This is a genomic window from Polaribacter sp. M10, from assembly GCF_054968445.1.
The window spans coordinates 21,755-44,196 of the sequence record NZ_JBSSBG010000023.1 but is presented as its reverse complement, the minus strand read 5'-3'; the positions used below and the strand labels follow the sequence as shown (position 1 = coordinate 44,196).

The 22,442-nt window shown below is 30.9% G+C and carries 20 protein-coding genes, 1 pseudogene and 1 CRISPR repeat array (1 of these 22 cut by a window edge); of the genes and pseudogenes, 20 read left to right on the top strand and 1 reads right to left on the bottom strand.

Features of this window, described 5'->3' with window-relative positions; translation table 11 throughout:
- The 5 genes and pseudogenes from ACWYN7_RS15520 to ACWYN7_RS15500 all read left to right on the top strand — a co-directional run.
- Window positions 1-236, top strand: a pseudogene (locus tag ACWYN7_RS15520) (IS110 family transposase); the annotation flags it as partial.
- A 57-nt stretch (window positions 237-293) separates the two neighbouring features.
- Window positions 294-791: a transposase gene (locus tag ACWYN7_RS15515; RefSeq protein ID WP_462860886.1), complete on the top strand. Its 498-nt coding sequence runs from the start codon at window positions 294-296 to the stop codon at window positions 789-791.
- Window positions 792-818: 27 nt separating this feature from the next.
- On the top strand, window positions 819-1,424 hold the full coding sequence (locus ACWYN7_RS15510; protein WP_462860885.1) for a hypothetical protein: 606 nt from the start codon (window positions 819-821) through the stop codon (window positions 1,422-1,424).
- Between the two features lie 244 nt (window positions 1,425-1,668).
- Window positions 1,669-2,154: a Crp/Fnr family transcriptional regulator gene (locus tag ACWYN7_RS15505; protein ID WP_462860884.1), complete on the top strand. Its 486-nt coding sequence runs from the start codon at window positions 1,669-1,671 to the stop codon at window positions 2,152-2,154.
- 57 nt (window positions 2,155-2,211) lie between these two features.
- Complete coding sequence (locus tag ACWYN7_RS15500; protein ID WP_462860883.1) at window positions 2,212-2,982, top strand: MBL fold metallo-hydrolase; 771 nt, start codon at window positions 2,212-2,214, stop codon at window positions 2,980-2,982.
- A gap of 256 nt (window positions 2,983-3,238) precedes the next feature.
- Here ACWYN7_RS15500 and ACWYN7_RS15495 read toward each other — a convergent pair whose 3' ends face one another.
- A complete protein-coding gene (locus ACWYN7_RS15495) occupies window positions 3,239-5,086 on the bottom strand; it encodes a DUF885 domain-containing protein (RefSeq protein ID WP_462860882.1) in 1,848 nt (615 codons plus the stop codon).
- Window positions 5,087-5,590: 504 nt separating this feature from the next.
- On the opposite strand from ACWYN7_RS15495, the gene ACWYN7_RS15490 reads away from it, so the two are divergent.
- The 15 genes from ACWYN7_RS15490 (at window position 5,591) to cas2 (ending at window position 20,779) form a co-directional block, all read left to right on the top strand.
- A complete protein-coding gene (locus tag ACWYN7_RS15490; protein ID WP_462860881.1) occupies window positions 5,591-7,633 on the top strand; it encodes an amidohydrolase family protein in 2,043 nt (680 codons plus the stop codon).
- Between the two features lie 123 nt (window positions 7,634-7,756).
- Complete coding sequence (locus tag ACWYN7_RS15485; RefSeq protein WP_462860880.1) at window positions 7,757-9,430, top strand: serine hydrolase domain-containing protein; 1,674 nt, start codon at window positions 7,757-7,759, stop codon at window positions 9,428-9,430.
- A gap of 376 nt (window positions 9,431-9,806) precedes the next feature.
- Complete coding sequence (locus ACWYN7_RS15480; RefSeq protein ID WP_462860879.1) at window positions 9,807-11,033, top strand: adenylate/guanylate cyclase domain-containing protein; 1,227 nt, start codon at window positions 9,807-9,809, stop codon at window positions 11,031-11,033.
- Between the two features lie 153 nt (window positions 11,034-11,186).
- Entirely contained in the window at window positions 11,187-11,744 is a 558-nt protein-coding gene (locus ACWYN7_RS15475) for a hypothetical protein (RefSeq protein WP_462860878.1), read from the top strand.
- A gap of 327 nt (window positions 11,745-12,071) precedes the next feature.
- Window positions 12,072-12,800, top strand: a complete 729-nt coding sequence (locus ACWYN7_RS15470) for a hypothetical protein (RefSeq protein ID WP_462860877.1) — start codon at window positions 12,072-12,074, stop codon at window positions 12,798-12,800.
- 180 nt (window positions 12,801-12,980) lie between these two features.
- Window positions 12,981-13,448, top strand: coding sequence for a hypothetical protein (locus ACWYN7_RS15465; RefSeq protein WP_462860876.1), 468 nt, complete (start codon window positions 12,981-12,983; stop codon window positions 13,446-13,448).
- 389 nt (window positions 13,449-13,837) lie between these two features.
- On the top strand, window positions 13,838-15,013 hold the full coding sequence (locus ACWYN7_RS15460) for a C45 family autoproteolytic acyltransferase/hydolase (protein ID WP_462860875.1): 1,176 nt from the start codon (window positions 13,838-13,840) through the stop codon (window positions 15,011-15,013).
- Between the two features lie 150 nt (window positions 15,014-15,163).
- On the top strand, window positions 15,164-16,252 hold the full coding sequence (locus ACWYN7_RS15455; protein WP_462860874.1) for a hypothetical protein: 1,089 nt from the start codon (window positions 15,164-15,166) through the stop codon (window positions 16,250-16,252).
- 222 nt (window positions 16,253-16,474) lie between these two features.
- Complete coding sequence (locus ACWYN7_RS15450; RefSeq protein WP_462860873.1) at window positions 16,475-17,005, top strand: RDD family protein; 531 nt, start codon at window positions 16,475-16,477, stop codon at window positions 17,003-17,005.
- Window positions 17,006-17,297: 292 nt separating this feature from the next.
- Window positions 17,298-17,531, top strand: a complete 234-nt coding sequence (locus ACWYN7_RS15445) for a thioredoxin family protein (protein ID WP_462860872.1) — start codon at window positions 17,298-17,300, stop codon at window positions 17,529-17,531.
- Between the two features lie 65 nt (window positions 17,532-17,596).
- Window positions 17,597-18,322: a hypothetical protein gene (locus ACWYN7_RS15440; RefSeq protein ID WP_462860871.1), complete on the top strand. Its 726-nt coding sequence runs from the start codon at window positions 17,597-17,599 to the stop codon at window positions 18,320-18,322.
- 1 nt (window position 18,323) lies between these two features.
- Window positions 18,324-18,587 carry a DUF2024 family protein gene (locus ACWYN7_RS15435; protein ID WP_462860870.1) on the top strand — a complete coding sequence of 88 codons (264 nt, stop codon included), beginning with the start codon at window positions 18,324-18,326 and terminating at the stop codon, window positions 18,585-18,587.
- Window positions 18,588-18,597: 10 nt separating this feature from the next.
- A complete protein-coding gene (locus ACWYN7_RS15430; RefSeq protein WP_462860869.1) occupies window positions 18,598-19,254 on the top strand; it encodes a MarR family transcriptional regulator in 657 nt (218 codons plus the stop codon).
- Between the two features lie 320 nt (window positions 19,255-19,574).
- Complete coding sequence (gene cas1 / locus ACWYN7_RS15425; RefSeq protein WP_462860868.1) at window positions 19,575-20,459, top strand: type II CRISPR-associated endonuclease Cas1; 885 nt, start codon at window positions 19,575-19,577, stop codon at window positions 20,457-20,459.
- A complete protein-coding gene (gene cas2 / locus ACWYN7_RS15420) occupies window positions 20,450-20,779 on the top strand; it encodes a CRISPR-associated endonuclease Cas2 (protein WP_462860867.1) in 330 nt (109 codons plus the stop codon). The genes cas1 and cas2 overlap by 10 nt, the downstream gene beginning before the upstream one ends.
- Before the next feature lie 229 nt (window positions 20,780-21,008).
- Window positions 21,009-22,442: direct repeats of the CRISPR family, unit length 36 nt; unit sequence AATATCGTTTTTTCTAATCTTTAATCAAACCACAAC; it runs 1,296 nt beyond the window's last position.

Below are 22,442 nucleotides of genomic sequence, written 5' to 3'. Positions count from 1 at the left end.
AAAAACTGGCGAGTCTTAGACATTACAACTGTAAAAAAAGTGAAGAAGAAATTGCTAAAGCACTACATAGCAATGGACGAAAAGATTTTTTATACGCTCTAAAAGATGAACTAGACACTTATGAGTTTATTCAAAAAAAGATTAGAGAATGTGATGATCAAATAGCCAGTAAACTTGATGAAATTATTGGTAAAGACCCTGAAAAAGGTGAGCATTATATTGATAAGAAACCTTAGAAAAGACTCAATAAAAACACCCCAAAAAACATAGATATAAATTTAAAATCTTACCAAATGTTTAAAGGTGTAGATTTAATGGCTATAGAAGGTATGAGTTATAATACCGTTCTTGCTCTAATGAGTGAAATTGGTTATGATGGAAATAAAAAATTTAAAACAGCAAAGCACTTTACTTCTTGGCTTAGACTTGCTCCCAATAATAAAGTAAGTGGTGGAAAAGTACTCTCTAGCAAAATAGCAAAAGGAAGTAGTAGGTTAAAAATAGCACTAAGGAATGCTGCTAATTCTATTGGAAATTTAAAGGATAGCACACCTCTTAGAGATTTTTTTCATAAAATCAATTTTAGGAAAGGTAGAGTCTCTGCTATTACAGCAACTGCAAGGAAATTAGCCGTAATTATTTGGAACATGGTTGTTAAGGGCATTGCATACAATAATCCAAAAGGTTATCTTTACCTTGACCAAAAAAGAAAACTAGGACTAGTAAAAAGAATGCGTAAGCAAATTGATAAATATGGACTCACAAATAAAGATTTGCAACTTACTGAATAATAATAATTTAATTTTACGTTAGTCAGAATGAAAAAACTGCTTCAAATATTATTTTTAGTTCAATTTGTTCTTATTTCTTGCGAGAAAAAGAGCGATAAGAAAGCGGAAAATAAAAAAGTCACAATTGAAAAATCATTGACTAAAGAAAAATCTAAAACTATTGAAATTGAACCGAAAATTGACACAACAAAAATCAGAAAATATGCGGAATTAATTCTCAAAAATGAAATTTATCCTTCTGACAATGACGAAACTTTTGAGTGTATAAAACAAATGTTTACAAAAGAGAAAAATGATTTAGAATTTTATTTCAAAGTCTTTAGAGTAATTGTTGAGAAATCTGACGGAGCTTTATCAGAAGCTATTGGACTTGAAATTATGAATTTTATAAAATTTAATCCTGACTTTTTTATTGAGCAATATTCAGAATTTAAACTTGAGGAACAACAAAAATTTATCGAATTTATGGCTTATGAATTTTATTTTACTGAAAGTGAACATAACGCTGAAATTAACCAATATTTCACCGAAGTAAATTCGAGAATTAAACAAAGTACGGAACCGAAAAGAAAATATTTGAATTCAATTAAAGAATTGACAAAAATTGCAACGGAAAAAATTATAAACGAATAAAATACTGTGGGCAACACCGTATAAAATTTATTGCTGGTTTTAGCCAATTTACGAAAGTCCTCTCGGACATTCTTGGTCGGTAATTATTTACTAAATTAGGTGCTTAAACCACGCAACAAATCATATATAAACACGTTGGCCAACAAGCTAAATGAACATCGAGCTAAAAGAAATATCGTCATTTTTTGAAACCGAATATCCGTTAAATAAAGATGGTTTACGGAAGTTACTGTCTTTGTTTAAAATGGAAAAAATAAAAAAAGGAACGCTAATTCTCAACGCAGGAACTGAAGAAAAAAGTTTACGATTTTTGAATAAAGGTGTTATAAGGGAATATTATGCAACTTCTGATAAAGAAACTAACATTAACTTCTATACCGAACCTCAATTCATAACAGACTTATCTTCTTTCAATAGTAATTCTAAAACAAAAAAATATCAAGAAACGTTGAGTGAAAGCGAACTTCTTGTAATCGATAAAAGTAATTTTAGAAATTTGTTGAATGATTATGATTGTGGAAAATCTTTTATAGATTTATCATTTCAACGATTGTTAAAAAACAAAGAACTTTTTGAGTATAACAGAATAACAAAGAGTGCAGAAGAACTTTATAATGAACTTTTTATTTACAAACCAAATTGGCTCGAAAAAATTCCACAATATCATATTGCATCTTATTTAAACATTACACCAGAAACTTTAAGCAGAATTCGTAAACGTATTTCTTGATTCAAATCAATGAAAAGTAAGATTTGGTAATTTAATTTTGTTTCTTAAAATAAAATTATGAAAATACATCACTTACGAAATGCCACAATGGTCATAGAAACTAAAAAAGAATTTATTTTAGTTGACCCAATGTTAGGAAAAAAAGGAACAGCAGGACCACCTTTTACACTATTTAGGTTTAAACCTGTCAGAAATCCAATTCTCGATTTGCCATTAAATGCAATGGAAATTGTGAATAAAACAACACATTGTCTTATTACACATTTACATCCTGACCATTTAGATAAAGAAGCAGAGAAATTTTTAAAGTCACATAACACACCAATTACTTGCAGTATTAAAGACGAAAAAATATTAAGAAAAAGAGGTTTAAATGTTGTTAGTACAGTAAATTATTGGGAAGAATCACAGTTTTTAGATGGAACTATTAATGGGATTCCAGCAAAACATGGTTACGGTTTTGTAGCTAAACCAATGGGTAATGTAATGGGGTTTTACATTCAATTACCAAATGAAAAAACCATTTATTTGAGTGCTGACACTATTTACACAGATGATGTAGATAAAGTTTTAAAACAATACAAACCAGAGGTTAATGTTGTTGCGTGCGGAACTGCACAATTAGATATTTTTAAGCCATTATTAATGACAATGGACGATATTATTAAATTTACCAAAAACGCAACAGGAACTGTTATAGCAAATCATTTGGAAGCTGTTAATCATTGTCCGACTACAAGAACGCAATTAGCAAAAGAATTTGAAAGACAAGGGTTAAAGGAAAAAACAAGAATTCCGAATGATGGAGAAACAATTGTAATCGAATGAAGCCAGTTGCCAACACCGTGCATAATTCTTTGCCAGTTATAGCCAAATTACGAATATTCTCGCGGATATTCTATCCGTGATTTGTTTGTACAAGATTAGTTGCTGAAACACGCAACTAACCTTGTACAAACAAGTAGGCAATAATAAACTAGAAAACAAGCAAGCACCTAATATCAGTTTAATATAGTTTTTATGCCAAGCATATTTTTAAAGGACTCGTTGTAAAGGTTGGTGCTTTATCAATGGCTAGGTTATATTATTCCTCCATGGCCATTTGCGCATTAATCCATTGATCTATATTGTTTTCTAAAACATCTAAAGGGATAGCTCCACTGCCCAAAACCACATCATGAAATGCTCTAATATCAAATCGATCTTTAAGCGTGGTTTCAGATCGCTTTCTAAGTTCTTTAATTTTTAGTTCCCCAATCTTATAAGCCAAAGCTTGTCCTGGCCATGCAATATAACGATCTACTTCCACAGCAATATCATTTTCGCTTTTACCAGAATGGGTTTTAAAATAATCAATGGCGTCTTGCCTAGACCAGTCATATACATGTATACCAGTATCCACAACCAAGCGTATGGCGCGCCACATTTCATAAGTCAATTGTCCGTATTTGGCATAGGGATCTTTGTACATTCCTAAAGCAGGGCCTAGGCTCTCAGAATAAAGTCCCCAACCTTCTACAAAAGCAGTAAAGGATAACATGGTTCTAAACTCGGGTACGTTTTCTAATTCTTGCGCAATTGAAATCTGCAAATGATGCCCAGGTACTGCTTCATGAATGCTTAAAGCTTCCATTTCCCATTTTGGGCGACTTTTTAAATTATAGGTGTTGGCAAAGAAATACCCAGGGATGCCTGATTTTAACGAACCAGACTGATAGTAGGCGGTTGTGGTGGCTTGTTCGGAATATGCAGGAACTCTCTTTACACCGTAAGTAAGCCTTGGTAGTTTACCAAAAAGCTGAGGTAAAACAGGGTCAATTCTTTTACAGATATCACGATAAGCAGCTAATAATTCTTCTGGGGTATCATAGTAAAACTGTGGGTCTTCTCTTAAGAAATCATTAAAGTCATTTAGGTCTCCATTAAAATTTAATTGCAAAATAATCTTTTCCATTTCGAGCTGTATTCTGGCTACTTCAGAAAGCCCTAAATCGTGAATCTCTTTAGCGGTCATAGCTGTGGTGGTAAAGTATTTTATACATTCATTGTACCATGCCTCTCCGTTTGGTAATGCTTTAAGTCCATAGCTTTCGCGTGCATTGGGCAGGTATTCTTCTTCCATAAAAGTGGTAAAGCGCTTTAATGCAGGGTTGATGCTGGTGGAGATTATATGGCTAACAATTTCTTGTGTAGTCTGCTGTCCTTCCATATTGGTGTCATCTTTTAAATTTGCGAAAGGCATATAAAAAACACTTTCTTCTGGATTTTCAGAATACATCTGTTTTAATTGATCTGGTACTAATAATACAGTGTTTTTGGGCATCACGATTCCTTTATCAATCCCTTCAGAAAGGAGCTTTTCAACATCTGCTAAAAGTGCTGAAATTCCTTCAAGTCTAGAGGTGAGGTTATCAATAGCCTCTGGTGAATTGGTTGGCATCATTTGAATAATGGCAGGAATAACACTGTGAATACCTTGAATTTGATCTATTATAAGGTATTGAACTGGAAATTGACTGGATAGCGAATATTCGTTGCCTATAGATCTACTAAAAATATTCAAGTTGATGTTGTCTTCTTCAGTTAATTCATCGGGTTGAAACCAATCTGTCGATTCATCAAAAATTTTTAACACAGACAAATCTTTTTCCAATCCTTTTGCTGAAAAATCATTCCAAAGGTGGTCATATCCGGGTTTGCCAAAAAATGTGGACATTATAGGAGAAGCCTCTATTTTGTAATGGCTATAGACTTCAAAAAGTAGGCTTAGTCGCTCACTTTCACTATTAAAATTCTTGGGATTCTTAATAAAGTTCAGTTTTTCTGTAATTGTTCCCTCTGGTAGTTCTGTAGGTGTAGTGCTTTTTGGCGCACAATAAAACAAGAGCAATACCAGCGAAAATGTGCTAAATTGAATACAATTCTTTTTCATAATAGGTGCTTTTTTTTAGGTTAAGATGTTTATATGTAGGTTTTTACATTTTTTAAGTACCTAATGTAGTAAATAAAAATGAAAAGTATTGGTGTTTTTTAAATATAGCAGTACAAAAGTTTTACAAGGAAAAGGAAACTATAGGTATTGTAGTGATTAATTTTAAAAAAATCCTCCATACTATTTGTTGAATAATTCATGCGTAAAAATTAATGCAATGACTCATAAAAAATGGATAATCAGGTGTTTATTCAATATATTTATTTATTTTTAGAAACAATATGCAATGCCTTTAGAAAAGAAGTTTTTTTTAAACGATTATATTATAAAGGTATTTGTGTAGCATAAGTGTACAACGATTTATAAATTGAATAAAGAGGGTCTTTAAGATGGTATGCTATGATTTTGATTTAGTTGTTTAATGATGCTTACATTAAGATATATCATCCAGAATGGATAAAAATAAAAATTGCGAAACCGATATATAAATTAAAAAAAAACAATATGAAAACACAATTTCTCTACCTGTCCCTGATCTTATTACTAGTTTCGTGTAAGCAAGAATCATCCAAAATATCTTCTTTAATCGATTATCAAGGAGATGAAAACTTTTCTGTTATTATGAGTGGTACCACTGTAGGTCATCTTAAAACCCATACCGTAGGCGATACCATTCAGGTAGATTACGATTATAAAAACAATGGTCGTGGACCTACATTAAAGGAAACCATTGTGTTAAATACCGATGGTTTTCCTGTACAATGGAAAATTAATGGAAGCACTACATTTGGCAGTAAAGTCAATGAACATTTTGCATTACATAAAAATATTGCATCATGGACCGATGCTACTGGTAGCGATAGTACTTCTGTAAACAAGGCTTTGTGGTATGTAGATCAATCTGGTAGCCCTTATTCGTCAATTCTTATTGCACGTAGCCTTTTAAAATCAACCAATTTTTCAGCAAATGTACTTCCAGCAGGTAGGCTAAAGCTTACAGAAATGGATAAAATAAGCGTTACTGTAGATTCAACTACTGTTAACCTTACCAATTATGCGGTGTCTGGGGCATATTTAAATCCTTATTATTTTATAGCCGATAATGAGAAACGTTTATTTGCCATAATTAGTCCTTCGTTTGTAATTGTTCGTGAAGGATTTGAAGCAAAAGAAAAAGAACTTAGAACCTATGCAGAAAATTATTCTACCCAACGATTTGAAACATTACAAAAGAAATATGCCCATAATTATGGAAAAAAAGTACGAATAGCTAATGTAAAAATATTCGACCCCAATACCTTGTCACTTACAAAACCATCGTCTGTATTGGTAGATGGTGAGCGTATTGTAAGTATAGATGCCCCAAACACCAAAGGTAAAGACGAAGTGCTTATTAACGGGGCAGGTGGTACCTTAGTCCCTGGTATGTATGAAATGCACGCCCATACTTGGGATGAAGATGCCTTATTAAATATTTTGGCCGGAATTACTTCCTTTCGAGATATGGGGAATGATAATGAGGTATTAGACGAATTAATTCAAAAAATCAATACAGGGGTTTTGGCAGGGCCAAGGGTTCATCGATTGGGTTTTATAGAAGGACAAAGTGAATATAGCGCAAATATGGGCATCATTGTGTCTAGTAAAGAAGAGGCCTTGGCTGCTTTGCAAAAATATCATGACAAGGGTTTTTATGGAGTAAAATTATACAATTCTATGAATGGAGATTGGGCCCCGGACATTGTTAAAAAAGCGCATGAGTATGGGATGTTTGTATGCGGACATGTACCTGCATTTTCTAATGCCAATGCAATGTTACGCGCTGGTTTTAATGAAATGACTCATATTAATCAAACCATGTTGGGGTGGGTGTTAGAACCTGAAGAAGATACGCGTACTTTACTTAGACTTACCGCATTAAAACGATTTGGTAGTTTAGATTTAAATAGCGCCAAGGTGCAACAAACTTTAGATTTGTTTATTAAAAACAAGACAGCTATAGACCCCACTTTAACAATTCATGAAATATTAATGAAGGCTAGGGATGGTGAGGCATGGGAAAGTACAAAAGATTTTATAGATCATATGCCGCCAAACATTCAACGCGAATATAAGGTTGCCTTAGCAGACATTAGTACTGAAAAAGATGACAAAGAATATCGTGAGGGATATGATAAAATTGTAGCTACCTTAAAAATGATGAAGGATAAAGGAATCTTTATAGTACCAGGTACCGATTTAGGAGGCGCTTTTTTTTACCATCGCGAATTAGAGCTTTATCAACAATTGGGGTATACCCCAGCAGAGTTGGTAAAACTTGCCACCTATGATATGGCTCAATATTTGGGTGATGAGCATCTTGGAAGTATTGCACCAGGTAAATTGGCCGATTTCTTCTTAGTTCCTGGCAATCCAGTAGAAGATATTAAAGCCATTAAAACCATATCGATGGTGTCTAAAGGTGGTACTTTTTACTATCCAAGTGAGGTGTATCCTAATTTTGGTATTAAACCTTTTACCTCAATGCCAGAAGTAACAGATGAATAATGCATAGCTAATATTTGCCTAATTTTAGAATAGTAAAAGTTGAAATGAAATACTTGTGCATTTAAGGCCGCTAACTTTGTTATGCATAAACCGTAAATACAAATAATAACTAAAAATTAAATTATGAAAAGAACAGTACTACTAATAATATTTATCTGTATTTCTAAAGGTGGATTGGGTCAAATTAAAGAGAGTCAGGCAATAGACAGTATTTTTGCTGAATGGAATAAGGCAGATGTACCAGGTTGTGCTTTAGGGATTATAAAAGACGGAGCATTAATTTACTCAAAAGGTTATGGGCTGGCGAATATGGAATATAATATTCCAAACTCAGATTCTACTGTTTTTAGAATTGCTTCAACTTCCAAACAGTTTACAGCGGCATGTATTGTGCTACTCGCAGAAAAAAACAAACTTAGCCTAGACGATCACTTAAAAAGTATATTTCCAGATTTTCCTGATTATGCTAAAAAGGTTACCATTAAACATTTACTCAATCATACCAGTGGAATTAGAGATTATTTGATGATATCTTATTTAAAAGGATTTAGAGAGGATGATTATTACACAGACAGCGATGTTATGAATTGGCTAACCAATCAATCTGATTTAAATTTTAATCCTGGCGATGAATTTTTATATAGCAATTCAGGGTATTGGCTCTTAGGTCAAATTGTAAAAAAAGTATCCGGAAAAAATATGGCAGATTTTGCTCGCGAAGAAATATTTGAGCCTCTTGCCATGAACAATACGCATTTTCATAATGACCATACACAAATTGTTAAGAATAGAGCAACTGGATATATGCCAAGTGGCAAAGAAGACTACAAAATTAGTAGGACAACATTAGATATGATTGGCGATGGAGGAATTTTTACCACTGTAAATGATATCAAAAAATGGGATGATTCATATTACAACTCAAACGTTTTAAGTAAAAGATTTTGGAATATGATGACTGCCCAAGCTGTACTAAATAATGGAGAAGTTATTGAGTATGCTTCCGGTTTATTTATAGATAAATTCAAGGGTTTAAAGACAATTTCTCACGGAGGTGCATTTGTTGGGTATAGAGCTGAATTATTGCGCTTTCCAGAACAACGCTTGTCCATTGCAATTTTTGCCAATAGAAGTGATGCAAATCCATCCATAAAGGCAAAACAAGTTGCTGATGTATTACTTAAAGCTCATTTTAAAAATGTTGAAATAGAAAAACCAGATCAAAAAGACCTAAGAAAAAATCAATTTGTTCATTTAAAAACAAATGAACTAGAAAGTTATAGTGGCCATTATTGGAATACTACGAGTTCACTAGCCAGAAGGATTTATGTTAAGAATGATACGTTAAGATATGCTCGTTCTAAAACTAATGAAAGTAAATTGATTCCCATAAGCAAGAATGAGTTTAAGATGATCAATGTGCAAGCAGATGTACTCGTAAAATTTGAAGTAAATGAATTCAAACAAAAAACAATGTCCTTTATTGTAAATGGTGGCAAACCATCCATTTCAAATGAATATATGCCTATAGTGTATACAAAAGAGGAACTATTACAATTTTCAGGTAGCTATTATAGCGCTGAACTTGATGTCAATTATTCCTTAAAACTCGAAGACCAAATGTTAATGCTTTATATAAATGATACTAAAAAGTCATCTATACGTCCAATAATGAAGAATTTATTTTTAAATGATGATTATGGAATCTTCCAATTTAATAATGATGCTAAAAATAAAGTATCAAGTTTTCGATTAGCGGCAGGAAGAGTTAAAAATCTAAAATTTGATAAGAAATAACAGAGCTCAGCAATCCATCATACCAATCATCAAGTAAAATCCATTCATTTTTAATGATAGTATGACTCTAATTATTAGATCATAAATCCAAATTTCACAAAACTAAAACCCGTTTTACACATTACAATATGGGGATAAAACAAGTAAAATAGGGGAGTACCTTATTCTATTCTAATGTGTTTATCTAAACTTTATAAATAAGTTTGCTATATGGTGGTTAATCTTTATTTTTATCAAAATAATGCACAATATTAAAGTTAGTAATAGTACTAAGTAGAATACATCGAATAGGGTTAATTATTTGATATAGGTTCGGCATATACAAGTTAACTAGAATAGAAAAAAGTTAATCATCCATAGAAATTAAGAAGAACTTATGTCAACTAATGATAATAACAAATCCAGATTCTTTCAAGAAATGGTTGATTTTAGAGCTAAAAATTACGCTTCCATTGCTGAAATCAGATATTTTCGTGTAACCAATATTGCATCGGTTTTAGGAGTAATTTATAATGCAATTTGGTGGGTAGTTGCCTTTTTTTACACAAACTCCGTAGTCATTTACGGGAGCAATGCTTTGTTGGGATTGTTATTTCTAATGGCGTTAATATTCAACAGAAAAGGATGGCGAGTCTTGGCTTCCATATGGCTTATTTTGGCATCCTATATGTCTCTTTTCTTGTTTCTTTATTTGTTGGGATATGCATCTGGTGTTGAAGCCATTTGTTTCCTAATTATTATACTACCATACATGACTTTCCCTAGAAAGGCAAGAAATATAGCCCATGCTTTTAGTATTCTAGCCTGCCTTACATTGATTGCTACTGTACTATTTCAATCGAATATAACCGCTCATTTTGGCGAGTTAGATCCTTATATATCACAAATAGTCAATATTAGCATTACTGGATTCATCTGCTTTATACTCATATCCAGTATGTCTCTTTTAATCGATAAATCAGAGGAATCTTTAATGGCTGAACAGCAAAAATCAGAAGATCTTCTCCATAATATTCTACCAGCAAATATCGTTAGCGACTTAAAAAAAAGTGGTACCACTATTCCTAAAAGACATCAAAATGTCACTATTTTGTTTACTGATTTTAAGGATTTCACTGAAATTGTAGCCAATATATCAGCAATCACTTTGGTAAATGAACTCAATGCTATTTTTGGGAGATTTGATGAAATCATGGAAGAAATGAAAATTGAAAAGATTGAAACCATTGGTGATGCGTATATGGCCGCAAGTGGCCTAGAAAAAGAAATGACAAATCATGCTACCAACTGTATTCGAGCAGCACAAATGATGCTATCCTACCTAGAGGAGAGAAATAAAAGCCACGAAATACAATGGAGAATGAGGGTTGGCATCCATTCAGGAAATGTAGTTGCTGGTGTTGTAGGTAAAAAGAAGTTTGCATACGACCTTTTTGGAGACACCATAAATACAGCCAGTAGAATAGAATCTGCTGGTGAGGTAGGTAAAATAAATATATCTTCATCTACCTATGAATTGATTAAAAATGATTTTACCTGTCTTTCTCGTGGAAAGATTTTTGCAAAAGGAAAAGGAGAATTGGAAATGTATTTTGTAAATTAAACTATAAATAACACTGGCTAAGTGGAATACGGGTGCTATGCTTGCTCAAAGTTTGTCTATATTTATGAAGTTGCCAAATTTTGTTGATTTGGCTTTGTGCAACCAAAGAAATAAATCCAAACACAAAACCATTAGCACTTAATTCAAAAAAAAATGAAACGATTTATAAAATTCATAGAGAATAATATTTCAGGAAAAAAGGTTTTAAGCCTTTTTATCTTGACCAATCTTGTGTACGCTTTTATGTTGATGGTGACAATTCCCAAAACAATGGAATTCGCTAACGGAATGAAATTATTGGATATGATGCCCACAGGATATGATTTAAATTATGTAAGTGAATTATTCACTTCTCTTGGAGAAAAGGGACGTTTAACCTATCTAACAAATCAAATACCTGCAGATATGATATATCCACTATTATTCGGACTTTCTTACTGTTTGCTTTTGGGATATTTCTTAAAAAAAATCAACAAATTCAAATCCCCATATAGTTATCTCTGTGCAATACCAATAATTGCCGGAATTGCAGATTATTTAGAAAATATCGGCATCATCATAATGCTTAAAAACTATCCCGAATTAAAAGCCACTGCAGTGTATACAACAAATATATTTTCAGTTATAAAAAGCATTTCAACAAGTATATTTTTTATGGCATTAATAGTAATTTTAATAGCATTTGGTATTAAAGTATTAAAAAAAAACTAGCCCACAGCCCTCTACAAAATCTATAGTTAATTCCAGCTAACTCATAAAACCATACACAAACACGTGTACCAAAGCAGTATTCAAAGGGATATAGGATTGTTGAATCTAAATACCACAATATTGTTAAAAACAAAAAAATAGCGAAGTACTCCATTTTTTTAAAAGTAAGCCAAAACCCCACAAATAAGTTTGCTGTTCACTGGTTAATCTTTATATTTAGCAAGAAAAAAGCACAATATAGAATTTAGTAGTTATTTTCAGCATAACCTAGTTATTAGGGGTGATAAACGGATATAAGTTTTGTGTATATACAAGTTGGCTATAATTATGGAAAAGATAGTAATACTTCTAATATTTACAATGATTTTTATGTCTTGTAAAAAAGAATACGATAAGTCTAATTTTATTGGGAATTGGAGTACAATTTCTGGAATAGATCCAGGAATTACAGATTTACAATTTTTTACGGACTCAGTTGTTCAAAAATCAAGTTACGATAACCATTATTCTACAAAATGGAAAGTGGAAGAAAATAAATTAATTTTATATCGAGAATATGGTTCATTACAAGGTAGAAAAATATCACTTGACTTTAAGTATAAAAAGGATACTTTATGCTTAAAATTTGAAAATGACTCAGCCTACTATAAATTTTTGAAAATTAAAACTGCGTATGAATATTTTGAAAACAAAATTGGTTTAGAAATTGAACTTGCAAAAACAAAGAAAAAAACAACCCTAATAGGAAAAAATAAGTATAATTTTAATATCTATATCAGTAGAATAAATGGAAAGTTGGTTGCGAAAAATGATTATTCTAATAACCTTGACAGACTGGCTCCTGATGTTTTCACTTTATTAGATAGAATTCCTGAAAAAGAACATCAGTACTTACAGTATACATTATTTATCGATAAAAATATTTCAAATCGGAAAGTTGATTCTATCAAATCTTTATTATTAACTGAAATAATTGACAAAGTATTTATTGTAACCGATTTCAAAGAAAATAAGTGGAATGAAGAAATTAGTTGGTTTGGATTTTATGAAAATTAACTATAGCCAACACCGTATAAAACTAATTGCTGGTTTTAGTCTATTTACGAAAGTCCTCGCGGACTTTCTATCTGTGATTTATTTACTAAATTTGGAGCTTAAAACAGGTAACTTTCCTTACATTAACACGTTAAGTATCGAAGCTTCAAATTGAAAATATTAAACTAAAAAAAAAAGGAATTGAAAAATAGTATTGAAAAACTTGACAGTAAAATACATGCACTAAAACAATACATTCCAGTTATTTTTCTATTTCCTTTACTTATTGGATTTGCAATTTATACAGCTGTTAGAAAAGGAGAATTTGAAGAAGTGTTTTTAAGCACAACTTTTAACGATAGTGTTGTAGACATTTTTGAAGAAAAAGGAAATACTTATTTATTACTAACAAATAAAGAAATTAGATATAAAATCGAAAATAGTCGGAATTACGCTTACGAACCTGCATTTTTATATGATTTTATACAAGAAAATGACAGAGTGATTAAAAATAAATGTTCTGATACAATTTATGTACAAAGAAATTCGGAAAAATATCATTTCATTATAGGAAGTACATCATATAATCGTAAAGGTAAATCTAATGAATTCACTCAAAAATATGTAAACGAAAGAGCAATAATGAATGAAAGAAATGATTGTAACTAAATGTTTTGCTCCCTACAAAATCAAAAACTTATTCCCATTAACTCACAAAACCCTACATAGTTTCTATTAAATTTTATTTGCCAAACCACCATACAAAGCATACACAAACACGTGTACCAAAGCAGTATTTAAAGGGATATAGGATTGTTGAATCTAAATACCACAATATTGCTATAAAACAAAAAAAATAGGGGAGTACTGTATTTTTTTAAAAGTAAGCCAAAACCCCACAAATAAGTTTGCGGTTCACTGGTTAATCTTTATATTTAGCAAGAAAAAAGCACAATATAGAATTTAGTAGTTGTATTCAGCATAACCTAGTTATTAGGGTTGATAAACGGATATAAGTTCTGTGTATATACACATTGGCAATAATAAAAACGAGCAATATGAAACAACTAACAATTGTAATAGGACTACTTATATCTATAGGGTGTTATGGACAACAAACTGATAGAATATTAAAGACGGTGTCTTTTTCAGGAAGTGGTTATGAACTTGGACTTCAACATGGTAAAGAATTAAAAAAGGAAATTAACGAAATTATAAAAGCTTGGAAAAATAACACCTCTACTATATTGCGAAAAGATGCTAATCTAGTACTGAAAGATTTTTTTGAATATGCTGATTTTAAGGAATCCATTCAAAAATGGACCCCAGAACTATATGAAGAAGTTAGAGGAATTGCAGATGGGTCAGGTCAGAAATTCAATGATATTATGGTATTGAATCTGCTAGACGAATTTTGGGTCTACATAGTCAGTCTTCATCAAAATCATCATTGCAGTGCTGTTGGTGTGCCTGCAAGAAATGGTAACCCTGCTTATATATCACAAAACATGGATTTGGACAATTATACTGATGGTTTTCAAGTACTCATGAGATTAAACAAAACAGAACATCGTCCTGAGCAATTAATTCTAACACATCCTGGGTTAATAGCTTTAAATGGAATGAATGAGCAAGGAATAGGTGTATGCGTAAATACCATTTTGCAGTTAAAGAGTTCCTCAAAAGGGCTACCTGTAGCTTTTGTAATTAGGAGAATTATTAATTCTACAGAAAAAGAAGAATTACTATCCTTTATTCAAGAGGTAAATCACGCTTCAGGGCAGAATTATATCATTGGTATTAAAGGAGAAGTTTTTGATTTTGAAGCCTCTGCAAATAAAGTAGTTCGCTTTAATCCAAAGAATAAAAATGGAACAGTTTATCATACAAATCACCCAATTGTAAATGATGATATAAAAAAAGGATTTGAAAAATTTGACCCGAAATTATTGGAAGAGTTAGAACAATCTAAGTCTAACAGTCATTTGCGATTAAAAGCTGTTGAAAAAAGAATGATTTCTAGGTTAGATATAGATGATGATTTAATTAAAGAAACGTTACGCTCTAGAGATAATAAAGAACATCCCGTTTGTAATACAAACAATCAAGATGGGTATGGCTTTACATTTGCATCTATTATTATGACCTTTTCAGAAAAACCGTATATTCAGATTCTTGCTGGTCCGCCAGATGAATCAGATTTTATAAGAGTCAATTTTACAACCAACAAATAATTACTATGGCCAACTATGTATATAAATAACAGGCAAAACAGTAATAAATTGAATGCTTTAGGCTCTTATTACCCTTTGTGCTTAGCTGAAAATTTAGTACTTCAAAATCGCCAACTTTTCATACACTAGATTGTTGCCATTAATATTGAAATGAACATAGAATACGATAATCTACGCAATACAATCAAAAGAAAACACAGCTTTAAATACAAACCTGAATTTTCGGAATCATTCAAAACAGAAATTAATGAAAATCAAATTATACCATTAATTATCAAAGTATTTGAAAAATTGGAATGGCCAATAGTTTTTCAAAACAAAAAGTCTGTAGAAGCAAAATGTCAAGGCGACTTTAGTAAATTGGTTGGAAAATTAACTGTTACTAAAAATAGCTCTGGAAGAATTGAAGTGAACAGCAAATCATTAGAAGGGAATTTTTTTGATTTTGGTAAAAACTCTAAAAGAACAGGATTGTTCATTGCACTTTTTAAAAAATTGGCTGCCGAATATAAAGAAACCGGAAAGCTTATTGAATTAGAAACTGAATTTGAAAAACAAAATACTTGGGCTGATTACGAAGTTCCTTCTAAATTACCTAAACCTAAACAATTTGGAAAACCGAATTTAATTCTCTCAATAATTGGTGGAATAGGAATAGCAGTTTTATTTGGAGTTTTAATTGGCTTCTTAACTATTGAATTTACCTATTTCATAGGTTTATACGAAGTTGGAATTGGAATCGGAATTGGTTATTTATTTGGTCAGGTTTTAAAACAAACAAACTATATTAAATTTAGACCAATTCAGTTCATTATTGGAGGTATGATGGTTATCTTTTTCCTCACAAGCCTATATACTCAATATTATATCGCTTCAATTGAGAACGATATGGTAAAATTTAATTTCATAGAATTTATGAGATTTCGTTGGGCACGTGGTTTAAGAATTAAAAGTTTAGATATTGGCGCTATTGGCCTTTTAATTTTTTGGCTTCTTCAAATTATTTTCCCATTCTTTCTGGCTCAAGCCAAAGTTGCAGGAATTACAATGAATTATATGATTGAAAAAATCCCTGAAAAAGTTCTTGAATACACAATCTATCTTTTTAAAATGGGTAAACAAGAAAGTGAAGTTAGAGCAGAATTAGCACAAAAGGGTTGGAATAAAAAGTCTGACCAAGATGATGTCTTTGAAGCTTTAGGTGCTATTAGTGCATTTCAAGAAAACAATCGTGAATAAAGTACTACTACCAACACCCTGTGCAATTTAATAGCTTGGTTCTAGAAAATTAAAGAAATTCCTAGCGGATTTTCTTAGTTTGTGTTTTATTTATTAAATTAAGTACTTAAACAACGCAACTTTTATTACACAATAACCTTTTGTTTAATTATGACGACCGACAATACATTTGAAGTAATCTTTTTTGGAGTACTAATACTTTTGTATTTTTTGGTCTACTATTTGTCAAAATTTATAATCAAAAACGAACTGAAAAAGAAAAAAACAAATAGAATATCAAACGTAAAAACTTATAAAACAATAACAAGAAGAGGTAAAAAATATAACTATGAATTTCCTTTAAACCCAAATATTGACGGATTTTGGATTAGACTGTTTGCGAAATTGTTTGACTATGGAATTTATTTGTGTGGCTTTTTATTACTTGAAAGAATTCTGACTGAAGTAAATATTTATCCATTTTTGTTGGCGTTTTTGACTTTGTTCATTGCCAATCCGGTTTTTGAATCACTGACTGGTAAAACATTTGGAAAATTTGCGTTTGGAATGAGAGTTATTGACGACTTTGGTGAAAATCCATCATTTTTAACATCATTCATTAAAAATTTACTTCAACTTTTCAGTATAGTATTTTATGTGTTATCTAGTGCGACAATATTAGAAGATGAAATGTTTTTTCATAATAAAAGAACATTTACTTATACCATTTGGAATAATGATAAAGAAAAGATATTAACGGAATTAAATAACTAAACACAACACCCTGTGCAATTAATAGCTTGATTCTAGCCAATTAAAGAAATTCCTAGCGTATTTTCTTAGTTTGTGTTGTATTTACCAACTTAAATGCTTAAACAACACAAGGTTAATTTCACAAAACTTTTTGTTTAATTATAACGAACCGCATTAAAAAACAACATCTATTTTTATTCTCAAAATAAAAAATTGATCACAGTATCAATAAAAATAATTCAATAATATTTTAATTGTTAGGAATCCTTACTACATTTGCAATGCAATAATGCATTAATTAAAATAGAATAACATGAGTAAATCAATTTTTTATCACGCAGCATGTCCAATTTGCATAAGTGCAGAACAAGACATTATCAATTTAATCGGAGCCGAAAACGTAGAAGTAGTAAACATAGGTGAAGATAGAAGTAGAATAATAGAAGCTGAAAATGCCGGAGTAAATTCTGTGCCAGCTTTGGTAACACCTAACGGAAATACACTTCACATCAATTTTGGTGCTTCTTTGGCAGATGTAAAAGGCTAATTTTTAAATTAAATAGTTAGGAATCCTAATTTAAAAGGAATCCTAACTTTCTAAAACAAATCGAAATGAAATCAATTATAATTTTACTTACAACAATTGTATTATTCAGCACAACCATAGCTGATGCTCAAGAAAGTCAATATAAAAATAAGGACTTCCAAATTAACAAGGTTAGTGTAACTCACAAACCCAATCTAGGAATTACCATTTGGCAAATAAGTGTAACTGGAACAGCAGGAAAAACTACGCCAACAAAAGTAGGACAACTTGATGGTGCACCTGTTTTAGGATATGTGTTCCCTACTAGTTTAAAACCAACTGATGTAGGATTTAATCAAACAGAAGGCATTGTAGCACTTGCTTTAACATCTCATCCAGACTTTGATGATACGCCTCTTTGGGACGAAAATAGTGATCAAATATTTGATAATGATGGTATTATTTGGCATCCACATTGGGTAATACTTCACCAAGATAAAAGAGTGGCTGGAGGACTTTCGGTTAAACAATTTAAGAAAGCAGATAAAACAGTTGTTTTACCACCAACAAACCCAGGAATGCCAATGTACATGGATTCACCAGGATTCCCGGTTACTACTAAAAACAACACAATAAAAGTAGTTGTTCCAGACTATCGTATCAACAATAGCACAGATTTTAGTTTTGATGGTGTTACTGCATTTATGAAAGTAAATACATCAAACCAAAATTTACCCATGTTAGGTGTTTACGAAGTATTTAGTGTAGCAAGTGGAGATTTTTCATTACCCTATAAAGTAAAAAAGCAATAAAATGAAAGTAGCCGTTTGGGACACTTATGTAAATATAGAAAATGGCAATAGCATGCATTTTGATATTCTCGTTCCGGATAACATAACTAACGAACAAATCATATTTAATTTCGGGAAAGATTATCTAAAAACAAAACCTTTTAAAACAGGGCAATTGACCTCAAATCAATGTCGCCTGTGTCATATAGAACAAGCAACAAAAGAAATAATTGCTACAATTCAAAACAAAGGATATGCTATAATAGAAATAGAAAATTGTAATTAATTTAATTAGGATGACTAACTTTGCCTGTCAAACAAATTTTGACAGGCTTTTTTTTATGAATGATAGTACATTTAACCCAGCACAACAAGTAAAAGACATTTCTAGTAAAATCGTTGCAGGAATGGAACGTGTTTCGGAAGTATTTAAAATCCTGCTTTGGGAAAAAGCGAAAAAGGTTGGTTTAAGCCCAATTCAAATTCAGATACTCATATTCATAGCTTTTCACAAACAAGAATTATGCAATGTAAGTCATCTTGCAAAAGAATTTAACGTTACCAAACCAACAGTAAGTGATGCTATTAAAATTTTAGACAAAAAAAAACTTATTAAAAAAGACTATTCATCATCCGATAGTCGCAGGTATTCAATAATATTATCAGATTTAGGATCAGACATAGTTTCCCAAACTTATAATTATTCAAATCCATTAAAAAAACAAATTGATGGTTTTTCACCATCAGAATTAGAAAGCCTATTTGCAACTTTAAGTCAACTGATTTATAAATTAAACCGAAACGGAATTTTAAGCGTTCAAAGAACTTGCTATGCTTGCAAGTTTTATCAAAAAAACCAAGAATTAGATTATTGTAATTTACTTCAAAAAGAATTATTAAATAATGAAATTAGATTAGACTGTCCAGAATTTAAGGAAAAGGCTAGGGGATAACCCCTTTAAAATCAACACCAAATTCCATTAAATTTTCAAAAAATCCACACAGACTTTCTATTCAATTTTATTTGCTAAACCACACAACAAACCACACACAAACACAAGTGCTGCAAGCAGTACTCCAAGGTATTAAGATAGTTTAATCCAAATTTTACCATACCAAACCCTATAAATTAGTTTGCGGTTTGCTGGTTAATCTTTATAATTAACAAAAATCCTTAAAAAAATGTAGGTATATTTTTATTCCTAATCTTTGATAAACCACAAACCAATATTCACTTATAAATCATCTAAAATGCTTATATTTAAAGAAAAAGATGATAAAAAGAACCCTTTTCTTCGAAAAAAAGTGTGCATTAACTACACAATACGAACAATTAAAAATTAAATCTACAAGTAGAGAAACCACAATTCCAATAGAAGATATTGGCTTTATAGTTATAGAAAATCAAGAAACCTATATTTCAATTCCGGCCTTATCCAAATTGTCTACAAATAATGTTAGTGTAATTTTTTGCGACAATAAACACATGCCACAAAGTATGCTGCTAAACCTAGAAAGTCATCATATTCAACAAGAATTATTCAACTACCAAATAAATGCATCAGAGCCATTAAAAAAACAATTATGGCAACAAATTATAAAACATAAAATAGATAATCAGGCAATACTTTTAAATAAACAAGGCAAAACAAACACCCCATTAAATCATTATAAAACAAAAGTATTAAGTGGTGATAGCGATAATAGAGAAGCAGTAGCAGCAGCCTATTATTGGAAAAATATTTTTGATTTTAATTTTACTAGAGAAAGAAAAGGCACTTATCCAAATCTCTTTTTAAATTATGGTTACATTATTTTAAGGGCAGCAGTGGCAAGGGCATTATCAGGTAGTGGGCTACTGAATACATTAGGTATTCATCACCATAACAAATACAATGCCTTTTGTTTAGCAGATGACATTATGGAACCCTACAGACCTTTAATAGATGCTAAAGTTCTAGAAATTATAAAAAAGTATGACGAACATGATTTAATTACTCCCATAAAATTAGAACTATTAAACGTGTTAACTCAAACGGTCTATTTCGATGATAAAAAAAGTCCTTTAATGGTGGCATTAAGTAGAACAACCAATTCTTTACAGCAATGCTTTTCAGGAAAATCTAGAAAAATTCTATATCCTGAATTATGGATTTAAATGCGTATAGGATCATGTGGTTATTTGTATTTTTTGATTTACCAACAGACACTAAAAAAGACCGAAGAAATGCACAACAATTTAGAAAAAATCTCTTAAAAGATGGTTTTACAATGATGCAATATTCTGTTTATATGAGGCATTGTGCAAGTAGCGAATCTGCAGACGCTCACCAAAAAAGAATAAAAGCTTTATTACCACCTTACGGAAAAGTTAGTATTTTAAGAATAACAGACAAACAATATGGCAATATCATGAACTTTTGGGGTAGAGTAGAAGAACCCAAAGAACCACCACCAATGCAATTAGAATTGTTTTAAAAATAACTTACACAATGCCAGTTCGAGTGATTTTATTATTTTTTTATTGAAATTGTGTCTAGAAACAATCTAACTATAAAATAAAATATGGTTCGTACAGATTAAAATTGTCATATATATAGAAAACAAAAAATGCTCCAAACAAAGCAATTTGGTCTTTATAAGAAGCATTTTTTATATACGATATCATACTTTAAAACCATGATAATCAGAAGTTAACACAACAACTAATATCGTTTTTTCTAATCTTTAATCAAACCACAACTACCAGATCAAAGTTTAGCAACAGTTACCAAATATCGTTTTTTCTAATCTTTAATCAAACCACAACTACTACAGCTGTCCAACCAAGTTTTACATAAATATCGTTTTTTCTAATCTTTAATCAAACCACAACATGAATCTTGTTTCCGTGCGTAGATTTAAAAATATCGTTTTTTCTAATCTTTAATCAAACCACAACAAAGCCGTTTCTTCATTTTTAGCCGTCGTAATATCGTTTTTTCTAATCTTTAATCAAACCACAACTTACCAGTCTTAAAACAGGCGAAAACATTAATATCGTTTTTTCTAATCTTTAATCAAACCACAACACAAACCTATGCTAAAAATGTAGCTAAAAAAATATCGTTTTTTCTAATCTTTAATCAAACCACAACGGCTTCTGACGCTGTTTTGAATACTCAAAAAATATCGTTTTTTCTAATCTTTAATCAAACCACAACTCTTCGTGATTTGCATAGTTATCATCATCTAATATCGTTTTTTCTAATCTTTAATCAAACCACAACTAGGAATAAAGTATTTAGATTTACGAACCTAATATCGTTTTTTCTAATCTTTAATCAAACCACAACGTATTGTTTTAAGCAATTATTAAGATTGTAAATATCGTTTTTTCTAATCTTTAATCAAACCACAACAGATTAACGCAAAACAAAGAGTAATTGATTAATATCGTTTTTTCTAATCTTTAATCAAACCACAACACATTAATTGTTAATGCATCAAAAGTTACAAATATCGTTTTTTCTAATCTTTAATCAAACCACAACGTAATACTGAAAATATGTACAAAGAAGATAAATATCGTTTTTTCTAATCTTTAATCAAACCACAACAGATTGATGCATTCGCTTACTCGCAAAGCAAATATCGTTTTTTCTAATCTTTAATCAAACCACAACTGTGAGCCCTGAAGGATTCGAACCTTCGAAATATCGTTTTTTCTAATCTTTAATCAAACCACAACGTATTGCTGCAAAAGCCGCTAAAACTCCACAATATCGTTTTTTCTAATCTTTAATCAAACCACAACTATCTGCTATTTCTTTTTTTTGATAGCCTTAATATCGTTTTTTCTAATCTTTAATCAAACCACAACTAGCTGCCAGTTGTTTTATTTTAGATTTTAATATCGTTTTTTCTAATCTTTAATCAAACCACAACAGTGCTGGTGGTGCTTATGATTTAGAGCAAAATATCGTTTTTTCTAATCTTTAATCAAACCACAACCGCCAACCTAGCATCTTCTTTTTCTATTTAATATCGTTTTTTCTAATCTTTAATCAAACCACAACAACATAAAAACCATTATAATAATACTATTAATATCGTTTTTTCTAATCTTTAATCAAACCACAACAAGATACACAAACAAAAT

Bases quoted from the DNA above. Each gene is read 5' to 3' on its own strand.
- ACWYN7_RS15455 (WP_462860874.1), top strand. From the start codon at position 15,164: ATGAACATAGAATACGATAATCTACGCAATACAATCAAAAGAAAACAC.
- ACWYN7_RS15490 (WP_462860881.1), top strand. From the start codon at position 5,591: ATGAAAACACAATTTCTCTACCTGTCCCTGATCTTATTACTAGTTTCG.
- cas2 (WP_462860867.1), top strand. From the start codon at position 20,450: ATGGATTTAAATGCGTATAGGATCATGTGGTTATTTGTATTTTTTGAT.
- ACWYN7_RS15505 (WP_462860884.1), top strand. From the start codon at position 1,669: ATGGAAAAAATAAAAAAAGGAACGCTAATTCTCAACGCAGGAACTGAA.
- ACWYN7_RS15495 (WP_462860882.1), bottom strand. From the start codon at position 5,086: ATGAAAAAGAATTGTATTCAATTTAGCACATTTTCGCTGGTATTGCTC.
- ACWYN7_RS15485 (WP_462860880.1), top strand. From the start codon at position 7,757: ATGAAAAGAACAGTACTACTAATAATATTTATCTGTATTTCTAAAGGT.
- ACWYN7_RS15430 (WP_462860869.1), top strand. From the start codon at position 18,598: ATGACTAACTTTGCCTGTCAAACAAATTTTGACAGGCTTTTTTTTATG.
- ACWYN7_RS15475 (WP_462860878.1), top strand. From the start codon at position 11,187: ATGAAACGATTTATAAAATTCATAGAGAATAATATTTCAGGAAAAAAG.
- ACWYN7_RS15440 (WP_462860871.1), top strand. From the start codon at position 17,597: ATGAAATCAATTATAATTTTACTTACAACAATTGTATTATTCAGCACA.
- ACWYN7_RS15445 (WP_462860872.1), top strand. From the start codon at position 17,298: ATGAGTAAATCAATTTTTTATCACGCAGCATGTCCAATTTGCATAAGT.
- ACWYN7_RS15500 (WP_462860883.1), top strand. From the start codon at position 2,212: ATGAAAATACATCACTTACGAAATGCCACAATGGTCATAGAAACTAAA.
- ACWYN7_RS15460 (WP_462860875.1), top strand. From the start codon at position 13,838: ATGAAACAACTAACAATTGTAATAGGACTACTTATATCTATAGGGTGT.
- ACWYN7_RS15470 (WP_462860877.1), top strand. From the start codon at position 12,072: ATGGAAAAGATAGTAATACTTCTAATATTTACAATGATTTTTATGTCT.
- ACWYN7_RS15435 (WP_462860870.1), top strand. From the start codon at position 18,324: ATGAAAGTAGCCGTTTGGGACACTTATGTAAATATAGAAAATGGCAAT.
- ACWYN7_RS15515 (WP_462860886.1), top strand. From the start codon at position 294: ATGTTTAAAGGTGTAGATTTAATGGCTATAGAAGGTATGAGTTATAAT.
- ACWYN7_RS15510 (WP_462860885.1), top strand. From the start codon at position 819: ATGAAAAAACTGCTTCAAATATTATTTTTAGTTCAATTTGTTCTTATT.
- ACWYN7_RS15480 (WP_462860879.1), top strand. From the start codon at position 9,807: ATGTCAACTAATGATAATAACAAATCCAGATTCTTTCAAGAAATGGTT.
- cas1 (WP_462860868.1), top strand. From the start codon at position 19,575: ATGATAAAAAGAACCCTTTTCTTCGAAAAAAAGTGTGCATTAACTACA.